The 9,094-nt window shown below is 66.0% G+C and carries 7 protein-coding genes and 1 pseudogene (1 of these 8 running past the window's edge); all 8 read left to right on the forward strand.

All coding sequences use genetic code 11. The features are described 5' to 3' along the window. Positions 1-336: 336 nt before the first annotated feature. Entirely contained in the window at positions 337-2,049 is a 1,713-nt protein-coding gene (locus K728_RS0106995; protein WP_156911227.1) for a hypothetical protein, read from the forward strand. Between the two features lie 34 nt (positions 2,050-2,083). Continuing rightward, a complete protein-coding gene (locus tag K728_RS0107000; protein WP_024476292.1) occupies positions 2,084-3,085 on the forward strand; it encodes a tetratricopeptide repeat protein in 1,002 nt (333 codons plus the stop codon). A 102-nt stretch (positions 3,086-3,187) separates the two neighbouring features. After that, positions 3,188-3,985, forward strand: coding sequence for an ABC transporter ATP-binding protein (locus tag K728_RS0107005; protein ID WP_051317640.1), 798 nt, complete (start codon positions 3,188-3,190; stop codon positions 3,983-3,985). Further along, the gene (locus K728_RS0107010) at positions 3,967-5,538 is read left to right on the forward strand and encodes a hypothetical protein (protein ID WP_024476294.1); all 1,572 of its coding nucleotides are present in this window, start codon (positions 3,967-3,969) and stop codon (positions 5,536-5,538) included. The genes K728_RS0107005 and K728_RS0107010 overlap by 19 nt, the downstream gene beginning before the upstream one ends. Positions 5,539-5,558: 20 nt before the next feature. After that, positions 5,559-6,341, forward strand: a complete 783-nt coding sequence (gene nagB, locus K728_RS0107015) for a glucosamine-6-phosphate deaminase (protein ID WP_019481195.1) — start codon at positions 5,559-5,561, stop codon at positions 6,339-6,341. Positions 6,342-6,390: 49 nt separating this feature from the next. Continuing rightward, positions 6,391-6,705, forward strand: a complete 315-nt coding sequence (locus K728_RS0107020; RefSeq protein WP_019481196.1) for a DUF3039 domain-containing protein — start codon at positions 6,391-6,393, stop codon at positions 6,703-6,705. Between the two features lie 83 nt (positions 6,706-6,788). Next, the gene (locus tag K728_RS18710) at positions 6,789-8,255 is read left to right on the forward strand and encodes an MFS transporter (RefSeq protein ID WP_019481197.1); all 1,467 of its coding nucleotides are present in this window, start codon (positions 6,789-6,791) and stop codon (positions 8,253-8,255) included. 14 nt (positions 8,256-8,269) lie between these two features. Continuing rightward, a pseudogene (locus K728_RS18715) lies at positions 8,270-9,094 on the forward strand (DEAD/DEAH box helicase) (its annotated part continues 727 nt past the right edge of the window); the annotation flags it as partial.

A 9,094-nucleotide genomic window follows, 5' to 3' on the forward strand; every position in this document is an offset into this window, starting at 1 on the left:
GCTCGCCCGCCGGAACATCCTGATGATCACTCACGCTTCATTCTGCTTTCCCAGTAGTGCATGCGGCGGGCAATAAGGTTCAAAACCGCTAAAGCAAGGTTAGCGAAACACTAACAGCCTACTGTCGGCTTACCGTGTCGGGCCGGGGACCCGACGTCGTGCGCCAGGTCTGCGCGCATGCCGAGAGTGACCACCCCCATAAAAATCCCGCCGCGGGGCCGAAGTTCGTTACGATGGGACGTTAGATCAAGGTATTGCACAAGACATCGCGTCGTCGGACCTCCGTCGGCGCCTGACGCGCGGCCGTGCTGCGCACGAGCAACGATAGGTATCTGAGTGCGTTTGAAGATTGCAGTCCCCGCTTTGGTGATCGGTGCGCTGCTGATGCTCCTGGGCATCGGCCAGCTCACGTTCTGGTCCCCGCCGGAAACCGTGACGGCCTCCGTCCCCGCGGGGTCCGAAGCCGGCCCGGTCACCGTGATCGATGCCGGGGCGAAGGCTCCAGACGCAGACGACGTCGACATTACGGTGCGCAGCGAAGGTACCTTCACGCTCGCCGTCGGACGTGCCGGGGATGTCGACGCCTGGGTGGGCGACGCCGCGCACCTGCGGGTGACCGCCATTGCCGAGGAGGGCCTGGAAACCACGTTCACCGAGGGTGAAGAGACGGTCCCGAACCCCAGCGGCTCCGACCTCTGGACCAGCGAGGAAACCGCCGATGGCAGTGTGACCTACCGCTGGCTCGATCCAGCCGAGGGCGATTGGTCAATCCTCCTGGCAGCCGACGGTGAGAACCCGGCACCCACCGACATCTCGGTCACCTGGCCCAACGAGGCGACCACCGGCTGGGCGGTGCCCCTGATTGTGATCGGCGCGCTTGCCATCGTGCTGGGGATTGCCCTCTTCTTTGTCACACCAAAGCGCAACCGGCCCGCTGCCGAGGGCTCGCGAGCCCACCAGCGCCGCATGGAAACCCGGAAGAAGCCGAAGCGGGCAGGCGGAGCATCCTTCGGGGTGGCCGTCGTCGTTGCAGGGCTGACCGTCTCGGGCGCCGGGCTGGCTCACGCCAGCACCTCCGATCCAAGTTCAGTCCCGAGCCCGGATCCAAGTTCGGACCCGAGCTCTACCGCGTCAGCGACTTCCGAAGCGGCCGACGAACCGGCCCCACCCGTACTGCTGGAAAGCCAGCTGGAACGAATTCTGGCCTCGGTGGCGACTGTCGTTGCGGAAGGTGACGCGGCATCCGATGCGGAGCTGCTTGAGCCGCGGGTCGCCGAGGCGGCCCTGGCGCTCCGGACCGCCAACTATGACGTCCGGTCCCAGGCCAGTGACGTCCCGGAGCCCACTCCGGTGGCTGCCGAGCCCGTCCTGACCACAATGGTTTCATCGGAGACCAGCTGGCCCCGGACCGTCGTCGCCCTGACCCAGTCCGACGAGAACCCGGTGCCGCACGCACTGGTCCTGGTCCAGGCCGACCCCCGGTCGAACTACCAGCTCAGCGCCGCAATCCAGATGCTGCCCGGCACCACCTTCCCGGCCTCCGACGGTGCCGCAGGGGTAGCCGAGGTACCGGTCGACGTCGCAGGTGAGCTTGCGTTAGCCCCCCAGGACGCGATGGACGCGATCGCCGACTTCCTGTCGGAGCCCGACGGCGACAACGCCGAAACCTTCGAGGCTAATTCCTTTGCGGATGCCATCACCTCGTTCCAGGCCGACGTCGTCGCCGATCCGGGTAACGACTCTGCCGACATTACCTTCGTGCATGAGTCCGAGCAGGACTTCACGCACGCCCTGTCCACCAGCGACGGCGGCGCGATGGTCTTCGGCTACCTGAACCACACCTACTCCAGCGTCCCGCGCGGCGCCGGTGATTCGATCGACCTCGACGGCACCGTTTACGAGTCGCTGACCGGCGAAACCTCAACCGACGAGGGCATCGACGTGCGGTATGGCGAAGCGGTAATGATGTATGTACCGCCTGCCGGCAGCGATGAGCGCATCCGGGTCATCGGTGCCGCCCAGCAGTTGCTCTCCGCCGAACTTCGGTAACTTCCACCAGAGACCACCCTTGAAAGGCGGAACCATGAGTATTCCAACCAACCGCGGGCCCCTCCCGCCGTCGTCAATGAACCTGCACGGAGCCGTGGATCTGTCGGCTTTGAAGGCACGGGCCGACGCCGCACGGACCGCCCAGCAGGGCGGGGCCCCCGCCCCCGCAGCACCCCCGGCGGATTCGGCACCCGGAGCCGCCAGCGCAGGGGCAGGCAGCCCCTACGTCGTTGAGGTCACCGAGCAGAGCTTCCCTCAGCTGGTTCAGCTGTCATCGCAGGTTCCGGTAATCGTGGACCTGAGGGCTTCCTGGAGCGAAGAATCGTCCCGCGTCACAGCGGTGCTGGAAGCGGTGACGGTCGAACATGACGGTCGGCTGCTGCTGGCCAAGGTCGACGTCGAGACGCAACCCCAGATAGCCCAGGCCTTCCAGGCACAGACGGTGCCCACCGTGGTGGCGGTCCTGAAGGGTCAGCCGGTGCCGCTGTTCGAGGGCGCGCTTCCCGAAGCCCAAATCCGGTCCTTCATTGACGAATTGCTGAAAGTGGCGGGCTCGAACGGCGTCTCAGGGTCGCTGCGGGAAGGTGCCGACGGCGAGGAGGCCGCTCCCGAAGAGCCGCCGCTGCCGCCCCTGCATCAGGCCGCCTTCGAGGCCATCGAGGCCGGTGACTACCCCGCTGCTGCCGCCGCCTACCGGCAGGCCCTGGCAGAGCAACCAGCAGACGCCGAGGCGAAAGCTGGGCTGGCCCAGGTGGAACTGATGCAGCGGCTCAAGGATATCGACGCCGAGACGATCCGGCAGCGCGGAGCCGACGAGCCCGACTCGGTAGAGAGCCAGCTCGCCGTCGCGGACCTGGACATTTCGGGAGGCCACGTCGAGGACGCGTTCGCCAGGATCGTCTCGTTCATTGGACGGACCGCGGGGGAACCCCGCGAAGTTGCCCGGGTGCGATTGATTGACCTGTTCGACGTCGTCGGGATCAGCGACCCGCGCGTCACCAAGGCGCGGGGAGCACTGGCACGCGCCCTGTTCTAGATTTTCATCCGCCGGACGGAGTCTGTGGGCGGTAATTCGTCCCTTTGGATGACGATGGGTCTCTCTTGACGTTGCTAGCGTGGAGGGATGAGCACACCATCTATGCCTTTGTCCCCGGGCCCTGCCGGCGGTTCCGCTTTTCCGGAGAGCCCGGCGCTGGTGATCCGGGGACTCGCCAAACGTTTTGGCGAAAAGATCGCCGTGAACGGCGTCGACCTGGATGTCCCCACCGGTTCGTTTTACGGACTGGTGGGCCCGAACGGCGCTGGCAAGACCACGACGCTGTCGATGGCCACGGGTTTGTTGCGCCCGGACCACGGCCAGGTGTGGGTGCATGGCGTGGACGTGTGGGCTCGGCCGCTCGAGGCGAAGAAGCTGATGGGGATTCTCCCCGACGGGGTGCGGCTGTTCGACCGGTTGACCGGGGAACAGTTGGTGACCTACGCGGGCCTGCTGCGCGGTATGGACCGCGACACGGTGGCGGAGCGGGTCGCGGACCTGCTCCGTGCGCTCGACCTGACTGACGACGCCGGCACCCTGGTGGTCGATTACTCGGCCGGCATGACCAAAAAGATCGCCCTGGCCTCGGCGCTGATCCACGCGCCGTCCCTGCTGGTCCTCGATGAGCCGTTCGAATCGGTGGACCCGGTATCGGCAGCCAACATCCGCGACATCCTGAACAGCTATGTCAGCTCCGGCGGTTCAGTCATCGTCTCCAGCCACGTCATGGACCTGGTCCAGCGGATGTGCGACCACGTTGCGGTGATCGCTGCCGGCACAGTCCTGGCCGCCGGCACCGTCGATGAGGTGCGCGGGGACTCCAGCCTCGAGGACCGGTTCGTGGAACTGGTGGGCGGACGCAACACCGCGGAGGGACTCACATGGTTGCGCACCTCCTAAGGCTCAAACTCACCCTCCTGCGGAACTCCCTCAAACGCAGCACCTGGGCACTTATCGGCGTGATCCTGGGCGGCCTGTACGGTCTGGGAATGCTGGGCCTGCTGATCCTGGCGCTGTTTGCCTTTGGTACCGCTGAACCGGAGATTATTCGCAACGTAGTGGTGATTGCCGGGTCAGCAGTCGTCCTCGGCTGGATTGTGGTGCCGATGGTCTCTTCGGGCATCGATATGACCCTCGACCCGGCGCGGTTCGTTACCTTCGCCGTGCCGATGCCGCAACTGATCGCCGGGCTCGCGCTGGGCGCGGTCATCGGCATCCCGGGGATCATCACCTTACTTGCCGCGCTCGGTCAGGTTGGTACCTGGCGGCTCTACCCTGCCGCAGCAGTGGTGGCGGTGGTGTGCGCTATTCTGGCCACCCTGTTGTGTGTCGTGGCCTCACGGTTGGCGGCCACGGCAGTCATGTCGCTGACCTCGTCGCGCACGTTCAAGGATGTCAGCTCCATGGTGGTGCTGGTGCCGATCATCCTGCTGGGGCCCATCATCGCCGGGATAGCGGCCGGGTTTGAACAGTCGGTCGGATTTGCCGGCGAGCTGGCGGCCATCCTGGGGTGGACGCCGCTGGGTGTCTTCTGGGCGGTTCCGGCGGACGTGGCCGACGGCGCCTACCTCACCGCCGCGCTGCGGTTCGCCTTCGGCGTCGCTACCCTCGCCCTGCTGGCCTGGCTCTGGCAGCTCAGCCTGGCCCGGGCGTTGGTGACGCCTGCCCACAACGCGGTGACCCGAAAAGCGGCAGGCAACCTGGGCTTCTTCAGCCGGTTTCCGGCGACTCCCACCGGGGCAGTTGCCGCCCGCGCCTTGACCTACTGGGCGCGGGATCCCCGTTACCTCGGGTCCATCGTGATTGTCCCGCTGGTCCCGCTTCTCATGCTGTTTTTCGCCTACCAGTCCGGGGACTTCACGATGCTGAATTTCGTGGGCCCGATCATCGCGTTCCTCCTCGCCTGGTCCATTTCGGCCGACATTTCCTATGACAACACGGCGTTCTGGCTGCACCTTTCCACCGGGGTGAGCGGGTGGGCAGACCGGGCGGGCCGCGCCTTGGCGGTAGCTGTGATCGCTGCCCCCGCGGTGCTGGTCTTCACCGTGGGTCCGCTGTGGATTTCCGGCAGCCTTGAGCAGTTGCCGGTGATGCTGGGCCTGTCGGTGGGTGTCCTGCTGACCGGGATCGGGTTCTCCAGCGTGGTCTCCGCCCGGTACACCTACAACGTGCCGCTCCCGGGCGAGAGCCCGCTGAAAACACCGCCGGGAACCGGATTCTCCATGTTCGCAGTCCAGATTATTGGCTGGCTGGTCCTCACCGCGCTGGTGCTGCCGGAACTCGGACTCGCCATCGCCTACTTTGTCACCGGCAACAGCGTCTTCGGTTGGCTTACGCTGGTAGTTGGTTGCGTCCTGGGTGCCGCGCTGCTGATGGGCGGCGTGAAGCTGGGCGGACAGTGGTACGACCGGAGGGCCCCCGAACTGCTGCAGGCAGTGGCCGTCAACAAATAGCTCAGACGATAGGACAGCTGATGGAAGTAGTAATCCTCCCTGATCAAGCGGCCATTGCAGCTGTGGCAGCCGACGCGATCGAGGACCTGGTCCGACGCAAGCCGAACGCGGTGCTGGGCCTCGCCACTGGTTCCTCCCCGCTCGGGGTGTATGACGAGCTCGCACGCCGGCACCACACTGGTTCGTTGAGCTTCGCCGACGTCCACGGCTTCGCCCTGGACGAATATGTGGGGCTACCTGTTGGCCACCCGGAGTCCTACCGGGAGGTGATTCGGCGGGAGTTCACGAACCGGATCGACATTCACCCGGACAACGTCCATGGCCCCGACGGTGCCGCAGACGACATTCCCGCCGCGTGCGCCGCCTTTGAGCAGGCTATCCGGGAGGCCGGGGGAGTCGATCTTCAACTACTCGGGGTAGGTACGGACGGGCATATCGGCTTCAACGAACCGGGCAGTTCCCTGGCATCACGGACGCGGATCAAGAGCCTGATCGATCAGACCCGCAAGGACAACGCCCGCTTCTTCGACAGCATTGACGAGGTGCCGCACCACGTGGTGACCCAGGGGTTGGGCACCATCATGGACGCGCGCCACGTGGTGCTGATCGCCACCGGGGCGCAGAAAGCCCGGGCGGTCCACGACTTCGTGGAGGGGCCGGTAGCCGCCATCTGCGCGGCATCCGTTCTGCAAATGCATCCCCACACCACCGTTCTCATCGATGAGGCCGCCGCTTCTGGGTTGAAACTAGCGGATTACTATCGCCATACTTACGCGAACAAGCCTGCCTGGCAGGGAATCTAGCCGACCCCGCGACAGGCTGGACGACCTGAGCAACGATAGGATGGAAACCATGAGTACGCCTGCAGATCCCTATGACAATGACCCCCGCAGCGACCCGCGGAGCGACCCCCAACGCTCAGGGTCCACCGCGACGCTGGAGCGCGAAGAGCTCCGCGAGGAACTGGAACCCGGCGACCGCGAACGCCTTGCGCACTACGTGCGCAAGGAAAAGATCATGGAGTCCGCGCTGTCCGGGGACCCGGTGATCGCGCTGTGCGGCAAGGTCTGGACACCGGGCCGTGACCCCCAGAAGTTTCCGGTCTGCCCCGAGTGCAAAGACATTTACAACGGAATGCGTCCGGGCAAGGACGACAAGGACAAATAGGTGCCGGCGCAGTCGAGCTAGGTGTCGGCGCGGCACCGCCGCTTCGTCGCGGGCTGACCAAGTCGTCGGTTGACTAAGGATTCATGACAGATCGCCCCGCCCCGAACACGGCAGAGCCCGCTACCGGGCAGCCAGCCAGCCTGCGCCCCCTGACCATCGGGATCATTTCCATCATCACCTGCGCCGCTTTCGAGGCGATGGCGGTCACCACTGCCATGCCTGCGGTGGTCGAGGAACTCGGTGGGGTGTCCGGCTACGGGCTGGCCTTCTCGATGTATCTGACAGCGTCGTTGCTGGGCACCGTCATTGCCGGTACCTGGTGCGACAGGGTAGGTCCCCGCCCCGCGCTCGCCGTCGGCCTGACGCTGATGATCGCGGGTCTGCTGGTCTCAGGTGCCGCGGGCGAATTCTGGCTGGTTACTGCGGGCCGGGCAGTGTCGGGGCTGGGGGGCGGTTTCATGGTGGTGGCCGTCTACGTCATCATCGGAGGAGCCTACCCCCAGCATCGCCAGCCCGTGATCTTCGGGTGGTTATCCGCGGCCTGGGTGCTGCCGTCCCTGATCGGACCCGCCGTGGCTGGCTACCTGGCGGAGGAGTTCACCTGGCGCTGGGTGTTCCTGGGGGTCGTGCCGATTGTCCTGGCAGCGTTTGTCATGGTCTGGCCGAAAACCGCGTCACTGACAACCCCCGAGCCAGGTGCCGGTAACCGCGGTGACGGACGACGGCGGTCCCTGACCGGGATGGCCCTTGCCGGCGGCGTGCTGGCCGCCCAATTCGCCATCAACCGGCTCGCAGCGCAGGGCCTGGGGGACAGCGCCGGGTCAATAGTGCTCCTGCTCCTCGCCGCCGGGGGCGTCGCCGTCGCAGCGCTGACCTTCCCCCGCCTGCTGCCGAAGGGGACAGTGCGGCTCGCCCGAGGGTTGCCGAGCATCATCGCCACCCGCGGCCTGGTCACCGCCGCGTTCTTCGGCGCCGAGGCGTTCCTTCCCCTGATGCTGGTGACCTCGCGTGGCATGAATGAGGCGACCGCCGGCCTCACCCTGAGCGCCGGCGCCCTGGGGTGGAGTGCGGGGGCCTTTGTGCAGGCTCGTGTCACCTTCCGCCGACAGTGGCTGCTGGTCCTTGGGGCGTCGATCCTGTCGACCAGCGTCGGCGGACTGGCACTGGTCTCGGTTCCGACGGTGCCCTTCTGGGTTCTGGTGGTGGTGTGGACCCTTGCCGGTTTTGCCATGGGAATGACCCTGTCGAGCACCTCGGTGCTGGTCCTGAAGCTCTCACCGGCAGAGGAGCGGGGGAAAAACTCCTCCTCGCTGCAACTCAGCGACCAGATGGGTGGGGTGGTCGGAAGCACCATCGCGGGAGGGCTTTTCGCCCTGTTACGTGACCCGTCGAACCCGGGACAGGTGGGCGTGTTTGTTGCGATCTGGCTGGCTCTGTGCCTCTTCGCGGTTGCCGGTATAGTTGCCGGTTCGAGGGCGGTGCTGGGATCCTCCGATGAGCCGGCTAGTCCCCACCCAGACACAGACAGGCATGGAAAGGTCTCTTCTTAAGCGTGAGTAATAACATGCTCTTCGGCGTTGCCCCTGCCACAGGTGCATCGCTGCCACCGGCCTACCCGGAACGCGCGGCGTGGGGTACGGCGCCGAAACTCCGGCAGTGGCAGGAGCAGGCGCTCGCCAAGTACTTTGCCACCGGCCCGCAGGATTTCCTCGCCGTGGCCACCCCGGGCGCGGGTAAAACCACTTTCGCGCTGCGGGTTGCCACCGAGCTCGTGGAACGCGGCACCATCAACCGGATCACTATCGTCGCGCCGACTGACCACCTGAAGCGGCAGTGGGCTGACGCCGCGGCGCGGATTGGCCTGGCGATCGACCCCAACTTCCGGAACGCTGACGGCCGTCACGGTCAGGGTTTTATCGGCGTGGCAGTGACCTACGCCCAGGTGGCCAGCAAGCCGATGCTGCACCGTGCCAAGACCGAAGCCGCCAGGACCCTCGTCATCCTGGATGAGATTCATCACGGTGGCGATGCCCTGTCCTGGGGTGACGGTATTCGTGAAGCCTTCGAACCGGCGACCAGGCGGCTGGCGCTCACCGGGACGCCGTTCCGTTCGGACACGGCGGCGATTCCTTTCGTCGAGTACGCGGCCGACGCCGACGGTATTCGACGCTCCAAGTCCGACTACACCTACGGCTACGGCGAGGCCCTGCGGGACCACGTGGTGCGGCCTGTCATTTTCATGGCCTACTCGGGCCAGATGCGGTGGCGCACCAGCGCCGGCGAGGAGATGGCGGCTTCGCTCGGCGAAGCGTCAGTCACCAAGGACATCACCGCTCATGCCTGGCGGACGGCGCTGAACCCCACCGGCGAGTGGATCCCGGCGGTCCTC

The sequence above is a fragment of the Arthrobacter sp. CAL618 genome, assembly GCF_000468215.1.
Classification (GTDB): domain Bacteria; phylum Actinomycetota; class Actinomycetes; order Actinomycetales; family Micrococcaceae; genus Arthrobacter_D.

Excerpts from the sequence above, each read along its gene's own strand:
- K728_RS0107000 (WP_024476292.1), top strand. The coding sequence starts at position 2,084 with ATGAGTATTCCAACCAACCGCGGGCCCCTCCCGCCGTCGTCAATGAAC.
- K728_RS0107005 (WP_051317640.1), top strand. The coding sequence starts at position 3,188 with ATGCCTTTGTCCCCGGGCCCTGCCGGCGGTTCCGCTTTTCCGGAGAGC.
- K728_RS0107010 (WP_024476294.1), top strand. The coding sequence starts at position 3,967 with ATGGTTGCGCACCTCCTAAGGCTCAAACTCACCCTCCTGCGGAACTCC.
- nagB (WP_019481195.1), top strand. The coding sequence starts at position 5,559 with ATGGAAGTAGTAATCCTCCCTGATCAAGCGGCCATTGCAGCTGTGGCA.
- K728_RS0107020 (WP_019481196.1), top strand. The coding sequence starts at position 6,391 with ATGAGTACGCCTGCAGATCCCTATGACAATGACCCCCGCAGCGACCCG.
- K728_RS18710 (WP_019481197.1), top strand. The coding sequence starts at position 6,789 with ATGACAGATCGCCCCGCCCCGAACACGGCAGAGCCCGCTACCGGGCAG.